The following is a 21,055-nucleotide window of genomic DNA, read 5'->3' on the forward strand; positions in this document are numbered from 1 at the left end:
GCCGCGTGAAGGGGGCCTTCACGCGCACCTGCTGTGACGTGTGAGGTTGCTGGGGGTTTTGAGGTTCCTGAGGCGGTCCGGTGGTCCGTGAAGGACTCCTTGAGGGACCCAGGGTCCGTGAAGGCCTCCTTCACTACCTTCAGGGTAGGCAAGGAGGCCTTCACGGACAGCCCGCGCAATGAACGGTCCTTTCCTTGCAAAATTTGCAAGGAAAGGACCGTTCATAGCGTCAGCAGCGAGGGTTACGGGCGAGGAGAGGAGCAGGGGACCTTTGCTCACCTTAGTTAGCGTGCTAAGCAACGTGAGCAAAGGTCCCTTGCTCCCCCGCCTGGGCCGAAAGGGTTAATCACTTGGGGCAGGTCCCCGCGATACGCGATACTCATCACGCGTTTAATTCCGCCGGTCCGCTGTCCGGACCACGCGTTGTCCGCGACCGGCCCTCTCGCTAACGTGCCGCGTCGGGGAGTACAGGGGGAGACCGAATGACCGAACGCCTGCGCGTGCTCGTGGTCGATGACCATCCGCTGTTCCGGTTCGGGGTCTGCACGCTGCTGGCCAACGAACCCCAGATCGACGTCGTCGGCGAGGCCGCGAGCGGGGCGCACGCGATCAGCGCGGCGAGCGCCCTCGGACCCGACGTCGTGGTCATGGACCTGCATCTGCCCGACATCAGCGGCGCCGAGGCGACCCGGCACATCGTCGCCGAACAGCCCGGTGTCGGAGTGCTCATGCTGACGATGGCGGACGAGAGCGAGTCGGTTTTCTCCGCGATGCGTGCCGGAGCCCGCGGATATCTGCTGAAAGACGCCGAACCCGACGAAATCATCCGTGCGGTTCACGCCGTCGCGAGGCGCGAAGCGATCTTCGGGCCCGATATCGCGACGCGAGTCCTCGGCTTCTTCAACCACTCACAGCCGAATACGGACACAGTGTTCCCGGAACTGACCGTCCGCGAACGAGAGGTCCTCTCGCTCATCGCCGGCGGGCACAGCAACACCGTCATCGCGAGCACGCTCTGCCTCAGCCCGAAGACCGTGCGGAACCACATTTCCAACGTGTTCAGCAAACTCCACGTCGCCGACCGCGCCGAGGCGATCGTGCGTGCCCGCGAAGCAGGGCTGGGCCGGTGAAACCGGCCGTTGAAGGCCGCCGTTGAAAAAGCGACCCCGATAAGGGCGGCTTTTCGGGCAATTCCGGGACCGGAGTCCCATGCGCCCGGGACACCTCACCCGGCAGGGTGAGTAGTGCGGGGGGTGGGGCCCTCGCACCGTTCGAGGGGAAATGGGAATCACATGTTCGAACCGAACAGGACACCGGTGGTCGTCCGCGCCACCGATCCGATCCTGCACAACGGCGTCTGCATGACGCTCCGCTCCCGAGACGACGTCTGGCTGGTGGACGGGGAGACCGCCGACCCGAGCATGGTGGCCCTCCTGGTCACCGACCGCCTCGACGAGGCCATGACGCAGCTGCTGTCCGCGCTGCACCATCAGGGGTTCACCCGCATCGTGCTCATCGCGGGCGAAGTCGACGACAACGAGATCCTCAGCGCCATCGAGCACGGCGTCTGCGCGGTGGCCCGCCGCTCGGAGGCGGGCGCCGACGTCCTGGTCCGGCTGATCAAGGCGGCCGCCGCCGGGGAGGGCGCGCTCCCGCCCGACCTGCTCGGCAGGCTCCTGCACCGGGTCTCGCGGCTGCAACGTCAGGTTTTGCAGCCGCGCGGCCTGCACATGGGTGGCATGAGCAACCGGGAGACCGAGGTGCTCAAGCTGGTCGCGTCGGGGTTCTCGACGCAGGAGATCGCCGACCAGCTCTGCTACTCGCAGCGCACGGTGAAGAGCATCCTGCACGACGTGACCAACCGGTTCCAGCTCCGGAACCGGTCGCACGCGGTGGCTTACGCACTGCGTGAGGGATTGATCTGACGCCGTGATCACCCAGGTCGACGAGGCGTTGTGCCGGCTCATCGCGCCTCATCTGCCGGAGGGGACGGTGGTCCGGCTCGATCCGCCGAAACCCACCTGGCAGACCGAAACACCGGTGTCGACCGTCGATCTGTTCCTCTTCGCCCTGCACGACGCCGGTCCGGGAACCGGCGTCGTGCGGGCGAAGCGGTGCGAACTGTCCTATTTGATCACCGCGCGGGCGGACAAGGTCCGGGACGAGCACACCCTGCTCGACCGATCGCTGCGCGCCTTGCTCTGGACCGAGTTCCTGATGGTCGGCGACCAGCCGCTCCGGCTGGCCATCGGGAAGGCCGATCCGACCAGGCTGTGGGTCGGCCTCGGCCTGCCCGCCAGGGCGGCGTTCGTCGTCACGGTCACGGCGGAGTACCGGGACTGAGCATCGAGGCCCGCCGCAGGACCACCCCGCCGATGGACGCCAGCTGCGCGCCGAACAGCTCGCACCATTCGGCCTCGGTCGCGGGCGGGCCGCATTCACCGGCCCGCCGGGACCATGCCGCGCGGACTTCGAGGCGGTAGCCGAGCAGGCCGGTCAAGGTCAGCCCGTTACGGCTGGCGCCGACGCCGCACGTGCCCCGGTAGACCCAGCCGCCCGGGGGCTGGAACACGGCGCTCTCCTGGACGAACCGATGTCCCGCCGCTCCGGTGACGGTCGCGACCGGGGTGTCGATCCCGCTGACGAACAGGCCTTTCGAAAGCAGGTCCAGGGCTTCGGCCTCCATCCGCTCCACCACCCCGGGCGGACGACGGCAGCCGTACAGGTCCCCGTCGAAGGACAACCGCACGGAAATCGCCACCTTGCCGATCTCCACGGTCGCCGCGGCCACCGGATCCACCGGTGGGCGGTACCGGAACGCCGTCGCTCGCACTCCCCGACGTTAGGTCGGCGCGCTTTCCCTGGCCCTGCCCGATCGGGACGTCCTTCGGGAGGTCTTACCGGGGGACCCGCTCGGCGGGCCAGCGCACCTCGGCCACATCGCCCGGCCGCGGGACCTTCAGGAACAGGCTGAACACCGCGGGCTGCTTGCTCGACAGCTCCAGCCGTCCACCGTCGGCCTCGATGAGCGCGCGAGCCAGGGCGAGCCCGACGCCGGTCGACCCGCCGCCGGAGAAACCGCGTTCGAAGATATGCGGCGCGAGTTCGTCGGGCACCCCCGATCCGGTGTCGGCGACCTCGATGACGACGGTGCCGTCCGTGTCGCCGCGCCGGGCAGCGAGCGTGACCGTTCCCGCGCCGTGGCGCAGCGCGTTGTCGAGCAGGACCCCGACGACCTCGCGCAACCGGCCCGGCGTCGCCCTCACCCTGAGCCCGTCGGTGACGCGAAGCCGCAGATGCCTGCCTTCGGCGCGAAGCAGCTGTCGCCATTCCTCGGAAATCTCCGGAAGCATTTCCGGCAGATTCACCGGTTCCGCGCCGACCTCGCGGGCCGCCCGCGCGGCGGCGAGCAGTTCGTCGAGTGCCTCGGCCAGCCGGTCCGCCTGTTCCTGCGCGGCCTTCGCCTCGTCGACGACGTCCTGCTCAGGATGGACGGTCAGTGGTTCGAGCCGCAGTTGCAACGCGGTCAACCGGCTCCGCAGCTGATGCGAGACGTCGCCGACGAGCTGACGTTCGCGCTGGACGAGCTGCGCGAGCGCCGTCCCGGACGCGTCGAGCGCTTCGGCGACCATGTCGAGTTCGCCGACTCCGTAGCGCTTCGGATCCGGCCGGAAATCGCCGCCGCCGAGTTTGACCGCGCGATCGGCGACGTGTCTCAGCGGTTTCGCGAGCCGCCGCGCGGTCACGGTCGCGACCACCGTCCCGGTGCCCACGGACAACACGACCAGCAGCACCACGAGCAGGGTCACCTGGGTCTGGCGGGTGCGCATCGGACCGGCGGGCATGGCCAGCTCGACCTCGCCGTGCAACGCGATCGGCGCCTTCTCGGACACCACGTCGGAGCCCGGGTCGGAGCCGTACCGCTTCTCCATCTGCCCCTGCGCGCGGACGGTCAGCAACCCGCCCTGCGGGACGGCCACCCGGACCAGGTCGAGGTTGATCGGCTGACCGACGGCGATCTCGCTGTCCAGTGTCGCCGCGATCCCGCGGGCCGAGGACGCCAGGTTCTCCCGGTTGAGGTTCTCGACCAGCTGCCAGGCGGTGATCCCCAGCGGGATGCCCAGCACCGCCGCGGTCACCGCGACGGCGAGCAGGATCGCCAGGAGGATACGACGGCGCATGCTATTCCGCGTTGAAGCGGAAACCGACGCCGCGGACGGTCGCGATCCGCCGCTCGCCGTCGCCGTTCCCGCCAGGTTTGCCTGTCCGGCCCGCCGCCTCGTCGGCCGCGATGGCGAGCTTCCGCCGCAGCCACGACATGTGCATGTCGAGCGTCTTCGAGGTCTTCGATTCGAGGTCGTTCCACACCTCGGCGAGGATCTCGTCGCGGCTGACCACCTGGCCCGCGCGGCTCATCAGCACCCGCAGCAGCTCGAATTCCTTGTTCGCCAGCTGGACCTCGTGCAGGTCCACGGTGACCATCCGGGCACCGAGGTCCATCCGCACTCCCCCGGCTTCGAGCACTTCGGGCGCCCGGCGGCGGAGCAGCGCCCGGATGCGGGCCAGCAGTTCGGCGAGCCGGAACGGTTTCGCGACGTAGTCGTCGGCGCCGGCGTCGAGCCCGACCACGAAGTCGACCTCGTCCGTGCGCGCGGTCAGCATCAGCACCGGGACCTCGGTGCCGCTGGCGCGCAGGCGGCGGCAGACCTCGAGGCCGTCCATCCCGGGCAGCCCGAGGTCGAGGACCAGCAGGTCCACGCGGTCGCTCTCGGTCGCGTCGAGAGCGGCGGGCCCGTCGCCGACGACACGCACCTCGTACCCCTCCCGCTGGAGCGCTCGGGAAAGCGGATCGGCGATGGCCGGGTCGTCCTCGGCGAGTAGCACCATGCTCACCTGGCCAACTCTACGACTGCCGGGCGTGAAAGCATCGTGACCGTGCCTGGCTACGAGAATGATCTGGAACTCGCCACCCGGCTGGCCGACGCCGCCGACGCCATCACCACCGCCCGTTTCCGCGCGCTGGACCTCGCCGTGGAACGCAAACCCGACCGGACCCCGGTCACCGACGCGGACACCGCGGTCGAAGACGCCATCCGTGCGATCCTCGCCACAGACCGGCCGGACGACGCCGTCCTCGGCGAGGAACGCGGCGGTTCGGCCGCGACCGGCCGCGCCTGGGTGCTCGACCCGATCGACGGGACCAAGAACTTCCTGCGCGGCGTCCCGGTCTGGGCGACGCTGATCGCCTTGGTCGAAGACGGCACGCCTGTGGTGGGCATGATCAGCGCGCCGCTGCTCGGCCGTCGCTGGTGGGCCGCCACCGGGGACGGCGCCTGGATGAGCGACTCCGCCGGGGAGCGCCGCATCTCGGTGTCGAAGGTCGCGTCGCTCGAAGACGCGTATCTGTCCACAACGGACCTGAACTCGTGGGTGGAGTACCACTCGCGGGAGAAGTACCTCGACCTCGTCGACGCGTGCTGGGAAAGCCGCGCTTTCGGCGACTTCTGGCATCACTGCCTGGTCGCCGAGGGCGCGCTGGACGTCACCGCGGAATGCATCGTGAACCCGTGGGACGTCGCCGCGGCGCAGGTGCTGATCACCGAGGCCGGTGGCCGGTTCAGCGACCTCGACGGCGAAGCGCGCTACGACAACGGCTCGGCCCTGTCGACGAACGGCCTGCTGCACGACGAGGCCTTGGCGATCCTGAAGCGCTGAACGCGCGTGAAGGCCCCCTTCCCTCGGCTGAGCAGAGGGAAGGGGGCCTTCACGCGCTCGGGGTCACTGCGCGCCGGGAAGCAGGCCGACCGCGCCACGCGCGACCTGCGACCAGGCGAGACGTCCGAAGAGGTAGTGGCAGGCGACCTGTTCGCTGGTGAACCGTGCCCAGTCGTACCGGTTGCCCTGCTCACGCCAGAAGACCTCCCAGGCGGGCTCGGCGCCTTCTTCTTCAGTGCGCATGAGGCACCAGGCGTTGTCGGTCTCCGTGCCGACCGAGACCACCTCGGCCGGCACGCCCAGCGCCGCCAGCCAGCGCAGGATCGTCCCCGTGTTCACCGAACCTCCCCCGTGACGTCCGCCAGGAAGCCCAGCGTGACGAGTTCATCGGCGCCCAGCACCGCGCGGAAACGTACCCCGCCGCCCGGCTGGCCGAACCATTCGGCGGTCACCGAACGCCAGACCGGCAACGGCCGGACGACGCGGTAGCGCCGGTACGCGCCGATCTTGTCCGGTGGCAGCGAGCGCATCGAAAACAGGGTCGCGTCTTCGGCGAACACCCGGCCGTGCTGGTCCCCGAACCGGTCGAGGTGGGTGCCGACGTCGAGCATCACCGGCGTCGCCGGGTCGATACCGCCCTCACCGGGAGGCCACAGATAGCCCGCCTCGCCTATAAAGCGCTCGCGCCAGTCCTCTTGGGACTCCCCGCCCCAGGGGTCGTGTCCGCGGGTCAGTTCCGCCGGAGCGATGACGGCAGGCGTCGTCGGCGATCGCCGGAAACCACTGCTGACGTGCGACAACGCATCCAGGTCGTCCAGTACGCCCGCCTCGGGGTGATCCTGCGGGCCGGAACCGCCGACCGGGAGCGGCAACTGGCGCGCGGGTTTCCCCATCGCGACCGGGAGATGCCCGATCGGGAACATGTGCACGAGGAACAGCGCGATCACGCTCTCCCGCTCGGTCCGCAGCGCCCCCATGGGCGGCAGGGCGGCGGGCTGGGGAACGGGCGGCGGCGGAGCCGCGGGCGGCTGTGGAAAAGGCACCCGCAACGGTGCCACCGCGGCAGGCCACGGTGAAGGCGCGTACGGGGCGCGCACCCCGTGAGGTGGTGTCGGGGCGTCGTGGTCGGCAGGCAGCCGGATCGGCCCCGTTCCGGCCTCGCTCGGATCGGTCACCGCACCTCCCCCAAGGTATCGGTCCCCACGGTGGAAAGGGGAGGCAGCGGACAGGACGCGCTACGACCTTAGCGCCGACCGGCGTTCTCGTCGGCCGATATCCGGAAGCGCGCGCGAGTGGTCGTGAGTGGTAAGTGGGGTTAGAACGGCTCAGCATTTACCGACCTATGCCTGACCTGCGCGAGGTGGCGGTTCAGCGGCCGCCGGGTTCGACGGTGAAGGAATTGGGACGTTGAGTGTCCCGATTCCTTCATCGTCGCGTGGGTCGCCCGGTCTCGGATCTTGATCAACGGAGGATCGGGGACACTCAACGTCCCCGATCCTCCGTTGATCAAGGTCGTGCCGGTCGTGACCGGTGGCAGACGAGGTGACGGGGGAGGATTCCGGACGTTCAACGGCCGGAATCCTCCCCCGTCGACCAGCCGGCATCCGGCACAAGCTCCACCCGACGCCGAGACAAAGCAGAGCTCCGCCGATGACGGATCTGGGCCCGTTCATGCCCCCGAATCCCTCACCAACGACACTTGCCACTCACGACCACCTGGCGTCATCCGGCGAGCGCGTTGACCACCCGGGAGGGACTGGGCCTGCCGAGCTTCCCGGCCATCCACTTGCTCGTCGCCACCAGCGCGTCGAGATCGACACCGGTTTCGACGCCGAGGCCGTCGAGCATCCACACCAGATCTTCGGTGGCGAGGTTCCCGGTCGCGGATTCGGCGTACGGGCAGCCACCCAGGCCACCGGCCGAAGAGTCCACAGTGGACACGCCGCAGCGCAGGGCGGCCAGCGTGTTCGCGAGCGCCTGGCCGTAGGTGTCGTGGAAATGGACGGCGAGGGCGCCGATGTCGGGGAACTGGCCGATCAGCGTCTCGACCTGACCCGCGGTGGCGACGCCGATGGTGTCCCCGAGCGAGAGCTGCGAGCAGCCCAGATCCAGGAGCCGTTTGCCCACCCCGGCGACCTGCTCGGCCGGGACGGCGCCCTCCCACGGGTCGCCGAAGCACATCGACACGTACCCGCGGACGTCGAGACCTTCGGCCCGGGCCCGGGTGACGACGGGTTCGAACATCGCGAACTGGTCGTCGACCGTCGAGTTGAGGTTCTTCTCGGCGAAGGTCTCGGTGGCGCTGGCGAAGATCGCGATATGCGAAACCCCGGCCTCCAGCGCCCTGTCCAGCCCGCGCTCGTTCGGGACGAGCACCGGGTACCGGATGCCTTCGCGGCGGTCGAGCCCGGCCAGGAGCTGCTCGGCGTCGGCCAGCTGCGGCACCCATTTCGGGCTCACGAAACTGGTCGCTTCGAGCGTGGTCAGCCCGGCATCGGCGAGCCTGTCCAGGAATTCGAGTTTGACCTCGACCGGAACGATCGCCTTCTCGTTCTGGAGGCCGTCGCGCGGGCCGACCTCCCAGATCGTCACCCGCTCCGGCAGGGAGTAGACGGACGGGACGCGGTCGGGCAGCCCGAGTTCTCGCGTGCCCATCAACGACGCCGGTTTCCGCGCGGCGGGTGGCCCTGCGGAGGAAGCGGTTCGGTCTGCTGCGGTGCCCCCGCGGGCGGCGCGTAGTCGTCGTACGGGTTGTCGTTGACTTCGCGGTAGATGACCGTGTGCACGCGCTCGACCTTGGGGATGTCGTCGAACTTCAGCGGTTCGTCCGAAGCGGACTCGATCACCAGCGTGCCGCAGCCGAACACGCGGTCCAGCAGCCCGTGCTCGAACTGGACGCTGTTGATCCGCGACATCGGGATGTCGATCCCGGTCCGCTTCAGCACGCCCTCGCGGGCGATCAGCCTGTCCGTGGTCACGATGAAATGCGTCGTGCGCCAGCGGACGAACGGGGCCAGGAAGAGCCACACGACGAGGCCGAGCCCGACGGCGGCGATCGCGATCTCGGAGATGAGGTCCCACGGGGCCGTCGCGTCCTTCGCGATGACGGCCAGCCAGATCCCCAGACCGAGCGTGACGATCAGCGCGAGGAAGGGGAAGATCAGCATCTTGAAATGCGGGTGACTGTGCACCACGACGTGCTCGTTTTCGCTGAGCAAATCGTCCGGATAGGCCACGACGGACGCTCCCAAAGTGTGTTCGGCGCTGGTGAGCTCACCGTACCGGCGAACGGTCCCGGTGGAAGACCGGACGCCGCAAAACACACCGCACGGATCAGGACCCGGCGGGCCGCACGTGGACGACGTCCCCGGCGAACACCGTGTACCGCTCACCACCGGGAACGTCGACCTGGAGCTGGCCGGCGGGATCGATGTCGGCGGCGCGGCCGGTCAGCGCCGAACCGTCGGGCAGCTGGACCTCGACGTCCTGGCCCAGCGTGGCGCAGTGCCGCCGGTAGTCGCCGAGCAGGCCCGCCTCGGCCAGCGAGCCGCCGGCGAGCCGCCAGCGGTGTTCGAGTTCGCCGAAACCGGTGAGCAGCCGGGTGGCGATCTCGGCGCGGTCGGTCTCCGTCGCCCCCTGTTCGGCCAGCGAAGTCGCGGGCAGGCCACCGGGCCCGGCCGGGACGTTCTCGCCGAGCGGCAGCACGTTCAGGCCGATGCCGAGGATCACGGTGGTCTCGTCACCGGCGACGGCCTCCGCCAGGATGCCCGCGCATTTGGCGCGGTCCGGCCCGGCCAGGACGTCGTTCGGCCATTTGAGGACGGCGTCGACGCCCAGGCCCGCGGCGACCTCCCGGACCGCGAGTCCCGCGACCACGGAAAGTGAACCCAAATTGGCGAACGGGACCCCGCCCGGACGCAGCAGGACACTGACGTAGAGGCCCGTTCCCTTCGGCGAAGACCACTGCCGCGCGCGGCGGCCGACCCCGGCCGTCTGCTCTTCGGCGATCAGCACGGTGCGGTCTTCGGCCCCCTTCGCGGCGGCTTCCCGCAGGTCGGCGTTGGTGGACCCGGTGCTCGCCACGACCTGGATCGCGGCGTACCGGCCGGACAGCGCGGCACTCAGACGCTCGGCGTCGAGCGCTCCCGTCTCACTCATCTGCCCAGAATATGAGAGTCCCCCTAACGTGCAAGGCGTTCGCTCGTTACGCAGAGGTGGTCTCCAATAACCTGGACGGCGTGACTGAGCCCGAGTCGGCCCCGAGCGCGCCCGAAACCAGCCCGAAGAAGTCGTGGGCGCATGGCGTGGCGATGCGTGGCCTGGTCGCGCTCCCGCTGGTCGCCGGGCTCGCGACGGCGGGCTGGCTGCTCGCGGGCGGCAACGATCCGGCGCCCGCCGACGGGAACCAGCCGGTGCCGGTCCCCGCCGCCAAGCAGGATCCGGCCACCGTCGGCGGCGGCGCGGGTCCGTCGGTCCTCGAAGTCAGCGCGCCGGTCAAAGCGCAGGAGACCCCGAAGGGCGTCCGGCCGCTCGAAGAGTGGGCCACGAAACTCGCCGGGCCGCTCGACATCCCGGCGAAGTCGCTCATCGGCTACGCGAACGGCGAGCTGGCGCTGCGCGGCGAACAGCCGAACTGCCACCTTTCCTGGGTCACGCTGGCCGGGATCGGCGCGGCGAGCTCGAACCACGGACGCGGCGGCGACAACCCGCTCGGCCTTTCGGCACCGCAGTGGAAGAAGCACGGTGCGTCGATCCCCGGGATCGCGAAGCCCGCGCTGGCCGACCCCGACTCCGCCTCGGTCGCCGCCGGACGCGCGCTGTGCGCTTCCGGGGCCGACCTCGGTGGCGGCAACGGCTGGTGGAAGGCGATCGCCGGCTACCAGGGCGGCAAGGGCAACGAGGCCGAACTGTTCCGCCAACGCGTCCTGGGCAACGCCCAGCTGTACGCGACCCTGTCCCTCGATCCCGCGCGAGGCTCGACCCCCGCGGTGAAGGCGACCCGGTTCGCCCTCGGTCAGCTGGGACTCCCGTACGTGTGGGGCGGCAACGGGCCCGAAGCGGGCGCGGCGGGCTTCGACTGCTCCGGGCTCACGAAGGCGTCCTACGACGAGGCCGGGGTCGCTCTCCCGCGGACCGCGGACAGCCAGTTCCGGGCGCTGCCGCAGGTGCCCGGCGGCCAGGAGCCGAAGCTCGGCGACCTCGTGTTCTACGGGAACCCGGCGACGCGGATCCATCACGTCGGGCTGTACCTCGGGAACGGCTTGATGATCAACGCGCCCACGCAGGGCCAGGCGATCCAGATCCACACTTACCACTCGAAGGGCGACGACTACACCGGCGCGGGCCGCCCCAGCTGAGTCGCGAGCGCCACGCTCGAGACGGTGAGCGTCCCGTGCGTGGCGCTCGGGGCACCGGCGGCGCGGGTCAGAAGTGAGTGGCGAGCCAGTCGAGGGCGGCCGCGGAGTGGCGGAGCACCGAGATGTGACCGTCCTCCGGAAACAGCCGTGCCTCGGCCGTGGCGCACTGCCGGGCGAGCCACTCGGCGTGCCCGACGGGCGCGATCCGGTCCGCGCCGCCGTGCAGCAGCAGCACCGGCGCCTTGACCTCGGACGGCTGGAAACCCCAAGGCGCGACATACGCGAGATCGTCGTCGATCGGCGCGCCGAGGCCACCTTCGAGAGCGGGACCGACGACGTCGAGGAACCACTTCCAGTCACCCGACAAGGCCGCGTGATCCGCCGCGGTGAACATCTCGGCGTCGTACTGGGCGGCCGCCTCGTAGCGTTCCTTTTCGTCCCGTCCCGCCAGCGCGGCCGTCAGCGAGCCGACGCCCGCCGCGCCCATTCCCGCGAACCAGTCCAGGCCGTCGGCGCCGTACGGGGCCATGCCCGCGACGCCGACCATCGCCGAGACCCGCTCCGGCAGCAGCGCCGCGCAGGCGAACGCGTGCGGTCCGCCACCGGAATGCCCGAAGACCGCGAACCGCTCGATCCCCAGAGCGTCGGCGACCTTCTCGACGTCCGACGCCGCCGACGCGACATCCCGGCCCGGACGCGGCGACGAACCGCCGTAGCCGGGCCGGTCGTAGGAGACCCACCTCAGCCCGAGCCGTTCGGCGGCCGGGAACAGCGGTGACGGCGGCGCGCCGATGTTCGGGGTCCCGTGGTGCCAGACGACCACCGGACCGGGGCCGCCGGTGTCGTAGACGTGCAGTGTGGCCCCGTCCCCCAGGTCCACGTCGGACTCGTTCACCATGGGCCGAGCGTAGGTGAGACGACCGACAGAAACCCGCCGCGTCGGGCACCCTGGACCCATGTCGCGCTATCACGAGATCAAGCACCGGGTGGCCACGACCTTCCAGCGGCACGTCGGCAACCCGATCCTCGGCCGGTTGCCGAACCAGCCGCTCCTGGAGACCACCGGCCGCAAGTCCGGGGAACCCCGGCGGACCCCGGTCGGCGGCCGCAAGGTGGGCCGCGAGTTCTGGATCGTCTCGGAGTTCGGCGAGAAGTCGCAGTACGTCCGCAACATCCAGGCCGATCCGCGCGTCCGGGTCCGGCTCAAGGGCCGGTGGCACAGCGGCACGGCGCACCTGCTCCCGGACGACGACCCCCGCGCCCGGCTGAAGGCCCTGCCCCGGTTCAACAGCGCCGCCGTCCAGGCGATCGGCACGGATCTGCTCAGCATCCGGGTCGATCTCGACGACTGAGTTTTGCCTTGACGCCAAGGGCAAGGTTTACGCTCGGGACATGCGGATCGGCGAACTCGCCGCGCGGACCGGGACCACCACGCGCGCGCTGCGTTTCTATGAGTCACAAGGGCTTCTCGACGCACGGCGCGCGTCGAACGGGTACCGGGAGTACGACGAGGACGACTACCGCCTGGTGAACGAGATCCTGACCCTGCAAGCGGTCGGGCTCAGCTTGGAGGACACCAGGCCGTTCGTCGACTGCCTGCGCGCCGGTCACGAGACCGGTGACTCGTGCGCCGATTCGATCGAGGTCTACCAACGCAAACTCGCCGAGGTGGACGCCTGTCTTGCCAGGCTCAACGACGTACGGGACAGCCTGCTGACCAAGCTGGCGGGCGCGCTGAAGACGCCGCCGGGACCGTGTGTCGTCGTGCCGCTAACCGAGGAGACCTGAATGTCCCTTTCCGTCGTCACCGACGAAACCTTCCGAGAACTGGTCCTGGAACAGGACAAGCCAGTCCTGGTGGACTTCTGGGCGCAGTGGTGCCCGCCCTGCCACATGATCGTCCCGGTGCTCGCCGAGATCGCCGAAGAACGCGCCGACGTGCTGATCATCCGCAAGCTCAACTCCGACGAGAACCCGCTCACGGCACGGGATTACCAGGTCATGTCCCTGCCGACGCTGATCCTCTTCCGGAACGGCCGTCCTGTTTGGACGACCGTCGGGGCGCGTCCTAAGGCGCGGCTGTTGGCCGACCTGGACGCCGTCCTGGAGACGGCCGCCGCCTGACCGCCTCCCGGATGTCATGAGGCCCACCACCACGGGGGCAGGCCGCAACATCCTCCGTCCACAAGGGACAGAACTTTCGATCAGGACGCCCGTTTTGAGCGCTTTGCCCGACTTTGCGAAGACGAGCGCGAGGTGTCACTGAGGGTGAGGGGTGTGTGGAAATAGGGACGTTCAACGTCCCTATTTCCACACACCCCTACACGACCGGACCGGTCACGCGGGACTGTGTGGATTTCGGTGCATCCAACGCACCAAAATCCACACAGCCAGTGCCCTGAGCCCTACATCGCGCAGAGCCACTGACCTGACCACGAACACGACACCTTTGCCCTACTTCTCAATAACCCTCTTCGCCACTCGCGACCTCACGCGAAATAGGACATAAATGCATCAAACGGGCATCAGATCGACGCCTGGTGTCCAATATGGACATACGAGGTGCGGCCGCTGGCCGTCCTGGAGACGGCCGCCGTCTGACCGCCTCCCGGATGTCATGAAAGGGCCGTTCCTGACGAATTTCGTCAGGAACGGCCCTTTCATGACATCCCGGAGCCGGCCCCGGCCCGGTAATTGTGTTGCGCCCGCGGCCGTCCGTTCGCATCCTTCACCCCATGACCTCGACCCTCGCCTTCCTGCCGTCGCCCACCGTCGTCCGACGGGTGCGGGTGCAGCAGCGGAAGACGTCCTGGCGGAGGCCGGCACCGGTCCGGCCGTGAGCGCCGCGCTCGTCGCGGGCCTGCTCGCCGGGTATGGCATCGCCATACCGGTGGGCGCGGTCGGGACCTATCTCGTGGTCCTGACGGCTCGCGCGGGACTCAGGATCGGCGCGTACGCCGCATTGGGCGTCGCCACGGCCGACGGCCTCTACGCCCTGATCGCGGTCCTCGGCGGCAGCGGCCTCGTCCGGATCATCCAGCCGATCGCCGAGCCGCTGCGCTGGGTTTCGGTGGCGGTACTGCTCGCCTTGTCCGTCCACATCGGAATCACCGGGATCCGGAATTTCCGCGACTCCGCGAAAGCCGAGCTGACCGGACCGGCCGCGATCGGACCGCTGAAGGCCTACGTGAGCCTGCTCGGGATCACGCTGCTGAACCCGACGACGGTGATCTACTTCGCCGCGCTCGTACTCGGCAGCGAGGACATGGCCACCGCGACCACACCGGAGCACGTGGTCTTCGTGCTCGCGGCGTTCGCGGCGTCGGCGAGCTGGCAGCTGCTCCTCGCGGGCGGCGGCGCGGTGCTGGGCAAGGCGCTGACCGGACGTCGTGGCCGGCTGGCGACCGCGCTCGTGTCCAGCGCGCTCATCGCCGGGCTCGGCATCCGCCTGATCTGGTGACACCGGAAATGAATCGAGGACCGTGGCTGTCCGCATCGGTTGCCAGGCTGTGCCCATGACCGAAACCCAGGAACGCCTCGCTTCCCTCCACTCCTACCTCGCCTACCGTGACGCTGCGAAGGCGCTCCGCTGGCTCGAAAGCGCCTTCGGCTTCGAAACCGTCATGGAATTCCCTGACGACAAGGGCCGGATCCTGCATTCGGAACTGCGGCTCGGCGGAGCCTCCATCATCGTGTTCAGCGCGGAGGAGGACTACGACCGCGCGACCCGCAAGGGGGAAACGGTCGGCCACGGCCTCTACGTCAGTCTTCCGACACAAGAGGCCGTGGACGCCGTTTTCGCCTCCGCCATCGAAGCCGGCGCGACGACGGTCTGGAAGCCCGAGAACACCGAATGGGGCAACTACCGCTTCCGCGTCGACGATCTCGAAGGCTACGAATGGACGTTCGGCACGCACATCCCAGGAGAACCGCAAACCGACTGGAGCTAAAGCAAGCGCGCGAACCACTCGTTCATGCGGCGAAGCAGATCCAGCTGGTTTTCCCGCTTGCGGAACGAATGCCCTTCGCCGGGATAGACGACGAGGTCGTGTTCGACGCCGAAGTGCCTTAGCGCACGGTGGAAGTATTCCGCCTGGGACAACGGGACGTTCGTGTCGTCCGCGCCGTGCGCGATCAGCACCGGGGTCTCGATCTTCGACGCGTAGGAGATCGGGCTCAGCCGGTCGTGCCGGTGCGGGCCTTCCCCTTCCCAGCCGGTACTTCCGCCGAGCACGGCATCGTAGGGACCGAATTCGCCGGTCCCGGCGAGCATGCCCCAGTCGCAGATCCCGGCCACCATCAGAGCCGCCTTGAACCGGCTGGTCTGCCCGACCGCCCAGGCTGTCATGAAACCTCCGTGACTCCCTCCCATGATCCCCAGCCGGTCCGGATCGGCGACCCCTTCGGCGACGAGCAGGTCGATCCCGGTCTCGATGTCCCTCCATTCTTCGAGGCCGACACGTCCGGCGACCGAAGCGGCGAACTCATGGCCATGGCCTTGTCCCCCACGGGGATTCGGCAGGAAGACGGCGTGTCCCGCCGACGCCGGCCATTGCGCGGACGGGAACCAGGCGAGCCGGAACCCGTCCGCGTGCCGGTCGTACGGTCCGCCGTGCGGGATCGTGATCAGGGAGAAAGGTCCGTCCTCCCGCGTCTTGCCCGGCGGAAGGACGAGCAAGCCGTCCAGAGTGAGGCCATCGAAAGCCTGGTAGGACAAGCGTTCCTGCGATCCCCAGGTGATCCCGGCGAACTCCGGCACCAGGTCACTGACGCGCGTCAAAGCTCCACCCACAGGTCCGCTGTGGATATTTTTCGGATGAGAAGCGGTGCTCAGCACGATGGCCACGATTTCGCCGTTCGAAGCGATCGCGTCCGCTTGCCCGCGCCAGAACGCCACTTCGCCGGACCCGAGCCGATGAAGGGCGGTGTCGAGCCCGTCGGCGACGAGCATCAGCGGAGCGCCGGAATCGACCTGCGCGAGCCTGATCGGGCAGGCCGATTCCGGCGCCAGGTTCCGGTGCTCCCCCGTTTCCACGGGAACGTCGAAGACCGCCCGGCCACCCACCCTCTCCAGGGTCGCGAGATACGCGACGTGCCAGCTGTCGCCATCCCGCCACCAGACCGGGCTCTCGGCCTCGAACGAGGTCTTCCCGAGCTCTCGCCGTTCCCCGGTTTCCAGATCCAGCACGGAAAGCCGGGGTTCGAGCCCGCCGGGATCGAGTTCGGGCGTCAGCCAGGTGAGGACGGCGAGCGCCTTTTCGTCCTGACGACCGGCGACGTCGACCACGTGGTCTTCGATCAGTGTGGTGATCTCGCCGGTCTTCGGGTCGAAGCTCCGCAGCCGCGCCGGACGGAGGCCTTCGCTCCAGACCCAGATGTCCGCGGCCGGCGTCTCGTCCTCGGCGAGGAACACGATCCGGTCGCGCATCGGGACGAACCCGGTGATCTCGCTCCCCCAAGCGAACAGCTGTCCGTCCACCGTGTGGATCCGGCCGTCCCGCAGGAAGTAGAGGGAATCCGACGACCATTTCGGCGAGGAGCCCGCGGCCACCTTCCGGGGCTTCCCGCCGCCGTCCGCGAGCCAGATCTCGGGGGCGCCTTTGGCGACGGTCTCGACCTGGTACGCGATCCGGAGTCCATCCGGGGACAGCGCGGGTTCCGACGGGACATGATGATCGACGATCAGCTCAGCAGTCAGCATGCCTTCATACTGCCGACAAAGCCTTCCCCAGGTTGTCGAGCCAGGTTCCGGTGCCCTGCTCCCGCCAGCTCGGTTCTTCTTGCCCGTCGAGGAAAGTGCCCTGTTCGATCAGCGTCAGCCGGGTGCCGTCACCTTCGGCTTCGAGCAGCACCGTCGTGACCGACACGGTCGCGAGGACGTCTTTCGCGGAGAGCGTCCCCGAGTAGATGATCCGCTCGTTCTCGGCGATGTCCTCGTAGCGCGCGTCGAAGACCATGTTCTTCCCGTCATCGGGAGGACCGGTGGTGATCTCGCGGCCGCCGACGCGGAAGTCCAGGGAGTGCCGGCCACCGGGAACGGTGAACCAGCCGGCTTTCGCGGCGGGGTCGGACCAAGCCGCGAAGACGCGTTCCGGCGAAACGGGGTAGACGCGCTCAAGGGTGAAAGTGGCGTGTTTGACGGTCATGACCTTGTCCCTTCGTCGGTGTCCAGGAAGCCACCAAGGCGGTCGAGCCGGTGTTCCCAGCCGGTGCGCTGCCCGCCGAGCCAGTCCTCGGCCATCCGCAGGCCGTCCGGTTCGAGGTGACAGGTCCGCACGCGGCCCGCCTTTTCCGACCGGACGAGCCCGCAGGCCTCCAGCACCTGGAGGTGCTGCATCACGGCGGGTAGCGACATCGACAACGGCTGAGCGAGATCCTTCACCGAGGCGGGGCCCCGGGTGAGGCGCTCGATCATCTCGCGGCGCGTCCCATCGGAAAGCGCCTTGAACACCTGGTCCATCCGTTGGTTAGGCACATGCTTAACTATCCGCCCACGCCGAGCGATAGTCAAGTAGATGCTTAACTTTCTAGCCCTCCGCGATCATGCCTTCGACGAGCAGCCACTGCGAGGCGAGGTAGGAAGTCAGCACGAAGGTCTCCAGATTCGCTCGCACCCGCTCGCTGGTGACGAAGTTGCGGCGAATGAGGATCGCCAGGTCCGACGCGGAGAACAGCAGCGCACCGGCGGCGATCCAGGTCCGGCGATCACCCGACGGGACCACCATCCCGCCCGAGACCTTGGCCTTCGGCGCCAGCACCGGGTCGGCCGCGAGAGTCGACGTCGTGCTCAGCAGACCTCCGTAGGCCGAAAGCACCGAAGACACCGGAGACGGCTTCGGCAGTGTCATCGCGACGGCGGCCGCCGCCCAGGCCCCGAGCCGGGGCGGCGCGGTCGCGGCGCGCGGACGAGCACCGCGACGCCACAGCAGCACGGAATACAGCACCTGCATCACGCCGAACGACGTCGCGCCCTTGATCAGCTCGCGATCCTCGTCGGACCTGCCCATGAAGTGGTCGCCCGCCCCGGCCGCGACCAGCGCCGCGACGAGCAGGCCCTTCTCGCCCGGCGCGAGCTTCCGCGCCCGCGCGACCCGGGCGGCGAGCACCGGGACGGCGGCGGGTTTGGCCGCCAGCTGCAGCTTCCGATTGCCCGTCCTGGCCGAATACACCGTGCCGATCGCGGCGGCGCCGAACAGCACCCGTTCGGCGAACTTGAGGGCCTTCACCAACCACCTCCGGAACTTATTTCTGGGTAAGTTACCAGGAGGTCAGCTCGCTGGACGTCTTCTAGACGGCTTCGCGGAAGGTGTTCCGGTACGCGCTCGGCGAGACTCCCAGCGCCGCCTGCAGGTGCTGGCGCAGCGACGCGGCGGTACCGAAGCCCGCCTCGGCGGCGACCTTGTCCACTGGCAGATCCGTCTCTTCGAGCAGCTGACGGGCCCGTTCGATCCGCTGCTGGGTCAGCCACTGCAGCGCCGAGATCCCGACCTCGTCGCGGAATCGCCGGGTGAACGTCCTCGTGCTCATCGCTTCTTTCGCCGCGAGTTCGCGCAGGGTCAGCGGCCGGTCGAGGTTCTCCAGCGCCCAGGCCCGTGCCGCCGCCGTCGACGAGGACTGCGGTTCCGGCACCGGCCGCCGGATGAACTGCGCCTGCCCGCCCTCGCGATGCGGCGAGACGACCGTTCCGCGCGCGACCTCGTTCGCGACCGCGGCGCCGTGATCGCAGCGGATCATGTGCAGGCAGAGATCGATCCCGGACGCGACGCCCGCCGAGGTCAGCACGTTCCCGTCGTCGGTGTAGAGCACGTTGGGATCGAGGGCGACCTTCGGGAACTTCGCCTGGAAGTCCAGTGCCGAGCGCCAGTGCGTGGTCGCCTTCCGGCCGTCGAGCAGGCCCGCGGCGGCGAGCACGAAGGCGCCGGAGCAGATCGACGCGATCCGGGCGTCCGGCCGGATCAGCTCCAGCGCCCGCGCGAGCGGTTCGGTCAGGTCCTGCCCCGAGGGTTCGTACTCGATGGACGACGCCGGGATGACGACGGTGTCGGCCTCGGCCAGCACCTCCGGGCCGTGCGAGACCGCGACGGTGACGTCGGCGTCGGTCCGGATCTGCCCGGGCTCCGGCGTGCAGGTGACGACCTCGTAAAGCGGCTCGCCGTCGGCCGATTTGGCCGTACCGAACAGCCTGGTGACGATGCCCAGCTCCATCACCAGCATCCCGTGCCGGACCAGCACGGCGATCCGATGACGGCCAGGACGCGTGAAAAAGGCCATGGCCTGATTCTTGCACATGTTGGCCATCGGGCCACTCGCGGCGAACGACCGGCCGCGCGACGGTGAGGACATGAACGTGCTGTGGATCTTCGCTCACCCTGAACCCCGTTCCCTCGGCGGCTCGCTGCGTGACGAGGGCGTGCGCGCCCTTCGCGCGCAGGGCGCCGACGTCCGGGAATCCGACCTGTACGCGATGAAATGGAACCCCGTCGTCACCGCCGACGACTTCGGCTCGGCCGCCGGAAGCGACCGGCTGTTCGTCGCCCCGACGTCGAAGGACGCGTTCCAGGCAGGTGAACTCAGCGCCGACATCCGCGCCGAACACGAAAAACTGGCGTGGGCGGACACCGTGATCGTCCAGTTCCCCCTGTGGTGGTACGGAATGCCCGCCATCCTCAAGGGCTGGTTCGACCGCGTCTTCGTCAAGGGTTTCGCGTACGGCGTCCAGCGTCCCGACGGCCGGACGGCCCGCTACGGCGAAGGCGCGCTGGCCGGGAAACGCGCCATGGTCGTCCTGACCACGGGCACGCCGGAGGCCGCGATCGGACCACGCGGCGTCAACGGCGAGATCAACGAAATCCTGTTCCCGCTGCAGCACGGAAACCTGTGGTACACGGGAATGTCCGTCCTTCCTCCGCTGACGATCTGCGGCGCCGACCGCCTCTCGGCCGAGCAGTACGACGCCGCCGCGGAAGCGCTGCGGGAGCGCCTGCGGACACTGTCCACCCAGGACCCGATCCCGTTCCGCCATCAGAACGGCGGCGACTACGACGACCATCTCGTTCTGCGCGACGACCTCGCGCCCGGCCGGAGCGGCCTCGGCGTCCACCTCGGCGGTTGACCTAATATCACGTCACGGTTATATTCCCCCTGAGGCACATTAGGAGGTAACCGTGAACCCTCGCGCCCGGTTGGAAACCGTCGGGGAACGTCCGGCACTGCGGCTCGAACGCCGTCTCGCGCACCGCCCGGAGCGCGTCTGGCGGGCCGTCACCGAACCGTCGGAGCTCGCGAAATGGTTCCCCGCGGCGGTCGTCGTCGACCTGCGACCGGGCGGGACCATCGAGTTCACCTTCGAGGGCGAAGAGACCCCGACGACGGGCGAGGTCCTCGAAGCCGACGAGCCTCGCGTGTTCGCGTTCAGCTGGAACGACGACGTGCTGCGCTGGGAGATCAGCCCGGACGGTGACGGCAGCCGGCTGCTGTTCACGCATACGTTCGGCCGTGGGGAACCCGCCATCGCCAGGATCGCGGCGGGCCGCACCGCCGCCGGCTGGGACAGCTGCCTCATCGCGCTCACGGCCTCGCTCGACGGCGAAGAGTACGAGCAGTCGAAGGACTGGGTCGGCCCCATCGAGGCGTACGTCGAGGAGTTCGGGCTCGCGGACGGCGAAGTCCTGGAAACCGGCGACGGCAAGGTGATCCGCTTCCGCCGCGACCTGGTCTGGAAACCCCTCGACGAGGTCTGGGCCCTTCTCATCGCCGAAAAGACCGAGGGCACGGTCACCCGCGAAGAACCGCCGCGGCTGCTGGAGTTCTCCCTGCCGCGCGGCGGCGTCGTCCGCTGGGAGTTCTCCCACTCCGACCTCGAAGGCACCATGGTCGAGGTGACCCAGACCGTCCCGGCCGGACACGAAGACGTCGTGCCCGAGGCGCTGCGAAACTGGCGCGAGAAGCTGAAGGAGTTCTTCGCGGCGGCGCACGGAAGCTGA

The 21,055-nt window shown here is 69.0% G+C and carries 26 protein-coding genes; 12 read left to right on the forward strand and 14 right to left on the reverse strand.

The features are described 5' to 3' along the window. Positions 1 to 482: 482 nt before the first annotated feature. From IE302_RS25770 to IE302_RS25780, 3 genes are all read left to right on the forward strand, one after another. Positions 483 to 1,130: a response regulator gene (locus tag IE302_RS25770; protein ID WP_191257057.1), complete on the forward strand. Its 648-nt coding sequence runs from the start codon at positions 483 to 485 to the stop codon at positions 1,128 to 1,130. Positions 1,131 to 1,292: 162 nt separating this feature from the next. After that, complete coding sequence (locus IE302_RS25775) at positions 1,293 to 1,925, forward strand: helix-turn-helix transcriptional regulator (RefSeq protein WP_191257058.1); 633 nt, start codon at positions 1,293 to 1,295, stop codon at positions 1,923 to 1,925. 4 nt (positions 1,926 to 1,929) lie between these two features. After that, positions 1,930 to 2,343 carry a Pvc16 family protein gene (locus IE302_RS25780; protein ID WP_191257059.1) on the forward strand — a complete coding sequence of 138 codons (414 nt, stop codon included), beginning with the start codon at positions 1,930 to 1,932 and terminating at the stop codon, positions 2,341 to 2,343. Here IE302_RS25780 and IE302_RS25785 read toward each other — a convergent pair. From IE302_RS25785 to IE302_RS25795, 3 genes are all read right to left on the reverse strand, one after another. Beyond that, a complete protein-coding gene (locus tag IE302_RS25785) occupies positions 2,321 to 2,833 on the reverse strand; it encodes a hypothetical protein (protein WP_229907939.1) in 513 nt (170 codons plus the stop codon). The two genes, IE302_RS25780 and IE302_RS25785, sit on opposite strands and share 23 nt — an antisense overlap. Before the next feature lie 64 nt (positions 2,834 to 2,897). Then, entirely contained in the window at positions 2,898 to 4,181 is a 1,284-nt protein-coding gene (locus IE302_RS25790) for a sensor histidine kinase (RefSeq protein WP_191257060.1), read from the reverse strand. A gap of 1 nt (position 4,182) precedes the next feature. Beyond that, positions 4,183 to 4,887 (reverse strand): response regulator transcription factor, encoded by a 705-nt coding sequence (locus tag IE302_RS25795; RefSeq protein ID WP_191257385.1) that lies wholly within the window; start codon positions 4,885 to 4,887, stop codon positions 4,183 to 4,185. Positions 4,888 to 4,929: 42 nt separating this feature from the next. Between IE302_RS25795 and hisN the strand changes: the two genes are divergently transcribed. Beyond that, a complete protein-coding gene (gene hisN / locus IE302_RS25800; RefSeq protein WP_191257061.1) occupies positions 4,930 to 5,715 on the forward strand; it encodes a histidinol-phosphatase in 786 nt (261 codons plus the stop codon). Between the two features lie 63 nt (positions 5,716 to 5,778). Here the strand turns inward: hisN and IE302_RS25805 are convergent, their stop codons facing one another. The 5 genes from IE302_RS25805 to IE302_RS25825 form a co-directional block, all read right to left on the reverse strand. Next, positions 5,779 to 6,054, reverse strand: coding sequence for a hypothetical protein (locus tag IE302_RS25805; RefSeq protein ID WP_191257062.1), 276 nt, complete (start codon positions 6,052 to 6,054; stop codon positions 5,779 to 5,781). Beyond that, positions 6,051 to 6,890, reverse strand: a complete 840-nt coding sequence (locus tag IE302_RS25810; RefSeq protein WP_191257063.1) for a TNT domain-containing protein — start codon at positions 6,888 to 6,890, stop codon at positions 6,051 to 6,053. Before IE302_RS25810 ends, IE302_RS25805 begins: the two co-directional genes overlap by 4 nt. 547 nt (positions 6,891 to 7,437) lie before the next feature. Next, complete coding sequence (locus tag IE302_RS25815) at positions 7,438 to 8,370, reverse strand: hydroxymethylglutaryl-CoA lyase (RefSeq protein WP_191257064.1); 933 nt, start codon at positions 8,368 to 8,370, stop codon at positions 7,438 to 7,440. Beyond that, positions 8,370 to 8,951 carry a PH domain-containing protein gene (locus tag IE302_RS25820; protein ID WP_191257065.1) on the reverse strand — a complete coding sequence of 194 codons (582 nt, stop codon included), beginning with the start codon at positions 8,949 to 8,951 and terminating at the stop codon, positions 8,370 to 8,372. The genes IE302_RS25815 and IE302_RS25820 overlap by 1 nt, the downstream gene beginning before the upstream one ends. A gap of 97 nt (positions 8,952 to 9,048) precedes the next feature. Continuing rightward, positions 9,049 to 9,873, reverse strand: a complete 825-nt coding sequence (locus IE302_RS25825) for a biotin--[acetyl-CoA-carboxylase] ligase (RefSeq protein ID WP_191257066.1) — start codon at positions 9,871 to 9,873, stop codon at positions 9,049 to 9,051. A gap of 80 nt (positions 9,874 to 9,953) precedes the next feature. On the opposite strand from IE302_RS25825, the gene IE302_RS25830 reads away from it, so the two are divergent. Continuing rightward, positions 9,954 to 11,072 carry a C40 family peptidase gene (locus IE302_RS25830; RefSeq protein ID WP_191257067.1) on the forward strand — a complete coding sequence of 373 codons (1,119 nt, stop codon included), beginning with the start codon at positions 9,954 to 9,956 and terminating at the stop codon, positions 11,070 to 11,072. 67 nt (positions 11,073 to 11,139) lie between these two features. Here IE302_RS25830 and IE302_RS25835 read toward each other — a convergent pair whose 3' ends face one another. After that, on the reverse strand, positions 11,140 to 11,970 hold the full coding sequence (locus tag IE302_RS25835; protein ID WP_191257068.1) for an alpha/beta fold hydrolase: 831 nt from the start codon (positions 11,968 to 11,970) through the stop codon (positions 11,140 to 11,142). Positions 11,971 to 12,028: 58 nt separating this feature from the next. Between IE302_RS25835 and IE302_RS25840 the strand changes: the two genes are divergently transcribed. From IE302_RS25840 to IE302_RS25860, 5 genes are all read left to right on the forward strand, one after another. Further along, entirely contained in the window at positions 12,029 to 12,424 is a 396-nt protein-coding gene (locus tag IE302_RS25840) for a nitroreductase family deazaflavin-dependent oxidoreductase (protein WP_191257069.1), read from the forward strand. 40 nt (positions 12,425 to 12,464) lie between these two features. Continuing rightward, positions 12,465 to 12,860 carry a MerR family transcriptional regulator gene (locus IE302_RS25845; protein ID WP_191257070.1) on the forward strand — a complete coding sequence of 132 codons (396 nt, stop codon included), beginning with the start codon at positions 12,465 to 12,467 and terminating at the stop codon, positions 12,858 to 12,860. Further along, on the forward strand, positions 12,861 to 13,196 hold the full coding sequence (gene trxA / locus IE302_RS25850; protein ID WP_191257071.1) for a thioredoxin: 336 nt from the start codon (positions 12,861 to 12,863) through the stop codon (positions 13,194 to 13,196). Positions 13,197 to 13,908: 712 nt separating this feature from the next. Continuing rightward, positions 13,909 to 14,532: a LysE/ArgO family amino acid transporter gene (locus IE302_RS25855; RefSeq protein ID WP_191257072.1), complete on the forward strand. Its 624-nt coding sequence runs from the start codon at positions 13,909 to 13,911 to the stop codon at positions 14,530 to 14,532. A 55-nt stretch (positions 14,533 to 14,587) separates the two neighbouring features. Next, positions 14,588 to 15,022: a VOC family protein gene (locus IE302_RS25860; RefSeq protein ID WP_191257073.1), complete on the forward strand. Its 435-nt coding sequence runs from the start codon at positions 14,588 to 14,590 to the stop codon at positions 15,020 to 15,022. Here IE302_RS25860 and IE302_RS25865 read toward each other — a convergent pair. From IE302_RS25865 to IE302_RS25885, 5 genes are all read right to left on the reverse strand, one after another. Beyond that, positions 15,019 to 16,773, reverse strand: coding sequence for an alpha/beta hydrolase family protein (locus tag IE302_RS25865; protein ID WP_191257074.1), 1,755 nt, complete (start codon positions 16,771 to 16,773; stop codon positions 15,019 to 15,021). The two genes, IE302_RS25860 and IE302_RS25865, sit on opposite strands and share 4 nt — an antisense overlap. Positions 16,774 to 16,777: 4 nt before the next feature. Further along, positions 16,778 to 17,218, reverse strand: a complete 441-nt coding sequence (locus IE302_RS25870; protein ID WP_191257075.1) for an SRPBCC family protein — start codon at positions 17,216 to 17,218, stop codon at positions 16,778 to 16,780. Further along, the gene (locus IE302_RS25875; protein WP_191257386.1) at positions 17,215 to 17,532 is read right to left on the reverse strand and encodes an ArsR/SmtB family transcription factor; all 318 of its coding nucleotides are present in this window, start codon (positions 17,530 to 17,532) and stop codon (positions 17,215 to 17,217) included. The genes IE302_RS25870 and IE302_RS25875 overlap by 4 nt, the downstream gene beginning before the upstream one ends. Positions 17,533 to 17,599: 67 nt before the next feature. Beyond that, positions 17,600 to 18,298: a lysoplasmalogenase family protein gene (locus IE302_RS25880; RefSeq protein ID WP_191257076.1), complete on the reverse strand. Its 699-nt coding sequence runs from the start codon at positions 18,296 to 18,298 to the stop codon at positions 17,600 to 17,602. Between the two features lie 61 nt (positions 18,299 to 18,359). Continuing rightward, a complete protein-coding gene (locus IE302_RS25885; protein ID WP_191257387.1) occupies positions 18,360 to 19,370 on the reverse strand; it encodes a GlxA family transcriptional regulator in 1,011 nt (336 codons plus the stop codon). Positions 19,371 to 19,413: 43 nt separating this feature from the next. Here IE302_RS25885 and IE302_RS25890 point away from each other — a divergent pair, with 43 nt between their 5' ends. Together IE302_RS25890 and IE302_RS25895 are read left to right on the forward strand one after the other, a co-directional pair. Beyond that, positions 19,414 to 20,184 (forward strand): NAD(P)H-dependent oxidoreductase, encoded by a 771-nt coding sequence (locus IE302_RS25890; protein WP_191257077.1) that lies wholly within the window; start codon positions 19,414 to 19,416, stop codon positions 20,182 to 20,184. 52 nt (positions 20,185 to 20,236) lie between these two features. Continuing rightward, positions 20,237 to 21,055, forward strand: a complete 819-nt coding sequence (locus tag IE302_RS25895; RefSeq protein ID WP_191257078.1) for an SRPBCC family protein — start codon at positions 20,237 to 20,239, stop codon at positions 21,053 to 21,055.

The organism is Amycolatopsis oliviviridis (genome assembly GCF_014654365.1).
GTDB classification, from domain to species: domain Bacteria; phylum Actinomycetota; class Actinomycetes; order Mycobacteriales; family Pseudonocardiaceae; genus Amycolatopsis; species Amycolatopsis oliviviridis.

What these genes read in the sequence shown, in the direction of transcription:
- IE302_RS25770 (WP_191257057.1), top strand. Translation starts at nt 483, where the DNA reads ATGACCGAACGCCTGCGCGTGCTCGTGGTCGATGACCATCCGCTGTTC.
- IE302_RS25775 (WP_191257058.1), top strand. Translation starts at nt 1,293, where the DNA reads ATGTTCGAACCGAACAGGACACCGGTGGTCGTCCGCGCCACCGATCCG.
- IE302_RS25790 (WP_191257060.1), bottom strand. Translation starts at nt 4,181, where the DNA reads ATGCGCCGTCGTATCCTCCTGGCGATCCTGCTCGCCGTCGCGGTGACC.
- IE302_RS25795 (WP_191257385.1), bottom strand. Translation starts at nt 4,887, where the DNA reads ATGGTGCTACTCGCCGAGGACGACCCGGCCATCGCCGATCCGCTTTCC.
- IE302_RS25815 (WP_191257064.1), bottom strand. Translation starts at nt 8,370, where the DNA reads ATGGGCACGCGAGAACTCGGGCTGCCCGACCGCGTCCCGTCCGTCTAC.
- IE302_RS25825 (WP_191257066.1), bottom strand. Translation starts at nt 9,873, where the DNA reads ATGAGTGAGACGGGAGCGCTCGACGCCGAGCGTCTGAGTGCCGCGCTG.
- IE302_RS25835 (WP_191257068.1), bottom strand. Translation starts at nt 11,970, where the DNA reads ATGGTGAACGAGTCCGACGTGGACCTGGGGGACGGGGCCACACTGCAC.
- IE302_RS25840 (WP_191257069.1), top strand. Translation starts at nt 12,029, where the DNA reads ATGTCGCGCTATCACGAGATCAAGCACCGGGTGGCCACGACCTTCCAG.
- IE302_RS25845 (WP_191257070.1), top strand. Translation starts at nt 12,465, where the DNA reads ATGCGGATCGGCGAACTCGCCGCGCGGACCGGGACCACCACGCGCGCG.
- trxA (WP_191257071.1), top strand. Translation starts at nt 12,861, where the DNA reads ATGTCCCTTTCCGTCGTCACCGACGAAACCTTCCGAGAACTGGTCCTG.
- IE302_RS25860 (WP_191257073.1), top strand. Translation starts at nt 14,588, where the DNA reads ATGACCGAAACCCAGGAACGCCTCGCTTCCCTCCACTCCTACCTCGCC.
- IE302_RS25865 (WP_191257074.1), bottom strand. Translation starts at nt 16,773, where the DNA reads ATGCTGACTGCTGAGCTGATCGTCGATCATCATGTCCCGTCGGAACCC.
- IE302_RS25870 (WP_191257075.1), bottom strand. Translation starts at nt 17,218, where the DNA reads ATGACCGTCAAACACGCCACTTTCACCCTTGAGCGCGTCTACCCCGTT.
- IE302_RS25875 (WP_191257386.1), bottom strand. Translation starts at nt 17,532, where the DNA reads ATGGACCAGGTGTTCAAGGCGCTTTCCGATGGGACGCGCCGCGAGATG.
- IE302_RS25885 (WP_191257387.1), bottom strand. Translation starts at nt 19,370, where the DNA reads ATGGCCAACATGTGCAAGAATCAGGCCATGGCCTTTTTCACGCGTCCT.
- IE302_RS25890 (WP_191257077.1), top strand. Translation starts at nt 19,414, where the DNA reads ATGAACGTGCTGTGGATCTTCGCTCACCCTGAACCCCGTTCCCTCGGC.